This is a genomic window from Rhodococcus sp. 05-2254-2, from assembly GCF_002259095.1.
Lineage (GTDB): Bacteria > Actinomycetota > Actinomycetes > Mycobacteriales > Mycobacteriaceae > Rhodococcoides.
In genome coordinates this window covers 1-1,391 of sequence record NZ_NOZJ01000024.1, presented here as the reverse complement: position 1 = coordinate 1,391, position 1,391 = coordinate 1, and the positions used below count along the sequence as shown (strand labels likewise).

Below are 1,391 nucleotides of genomic sequence, written 5' to 3'. Positions count from 1 at the left end.
ACCGACGGTCAGTGGCGACGCGGCAAGCCCGCTCCCATCAAGGACACCGTCGACGAAGCCGTCGACGGCGCCGCCGGCAGTGCATTCGAGAACGCTGCCGCGTCAGTCGAACATGTGCTCGTCGTCAAGCGCACCGACTCCGAGGTCTCGTGGACCGACGGACGCGACCTGTGGTGGCACGAGACCGTCGAGAAGGCGTCGAAAGAGCATGAGGCACAGCCCTTCCCGGCCGAGCACCCGCTGTTCATCCTGTACACCTCCGGCACGACGGGTAAGCCGAAGGGCATCATCCATACCTCCGGCGGCTACCTGACGCAGACCTCGTACACCCACCACAACGTCTTCGACCACAAGGCAGGCAAGGACGTCTACTGGTGCACCGCCGACATCGGCTGGGTCACCGGACACTCCTACATCGTCTACGGCCCGCTCTCGAACCGCGCAACGCAGGTCGTCTACGAGGGCACGCCCAATTCGCCCGACGAGCACCGGCATTGGAACGTCATCGAGAAGTACAAGGTCTCGATCTACTACACCTCCCCCACCCTCGTTCGAACATTCATGAAGTGGGGCAAGGAGATTCCCGAGGCCCACGATCTGAGCTCGATCCGTCTGCTCGGCTCCGTCGGCGAGCCCATCAACCCCGAGGCGTGGCGTTGGTTCCGCGACGTCGTCGGTGGCGGCACCGCACCGATCGTCGACACCTGGTGGCAGACCGAGACCGGCGCGATCATGATCTCCCCACTGCCCGGCGTCACCTCCACCAAGCCCGGCTCCGCAATGACCCCGCTACCGGGCATCTGCGCCAAGATCGTCGACGACGACGCCAAGCCACTCGGCAACGGCGGCAACGGATATCTCGTGCTCGACGAGCCCTGGCCGGCGATGCTGCGCGGCATCTGGGGCGACATGGACCGCTACAAGGACACCTACTGGTCCCGCTACGCCGAAGAAGGCTGGTACTTCGCCGGTGACGGTGCCAAGTACGACGAGGACGGCGCACTGTGGGTCCTCGGCCGCGTCGACGACGTCATGAACGTCTCGGGCCACCGCATCTCCACCTCCGAGGTGGAATCGGCACTGGTCACCCATCACAGTGTCGCCGAGGCCGCGGTGGTCGGTGCCGCCGACGACACCACCGGTCAGGGCATCGTCGCATTCGTCATCCTGCGGGCCGGCGAGGAGAACACCGGCGACGCGTTGATCGCGGAGCTCAAAGCTCAGGTCTCCAAGGAGATTTCACCGATCGCCCGGCCACGCGAGATCTCCATCGTGCCCGAGCTGCCGAAGACGCGATCCGGCAAGATCATGCGTCGCCTACTGCGCGACGTGGCCGAGGGCCGCGAACTCGGCGACGTCTCCACCCTCGTCGACCCGAAGGTGTTCGAGGC

Annotated in this window: 1 protein-coding gene; it reads left to right on the top strand. The window is 65.6% G+C overall.

All coding sequences use genetic code 11. The features are described 5' to 3' along the window. Positions 1 to 1,391 (top strand): acetate--CoA ligase (locus CH283_RS27895; protein ID WP_094653739.1); only part of this gene is annotated, 1,391 nt, incomplete at both ends.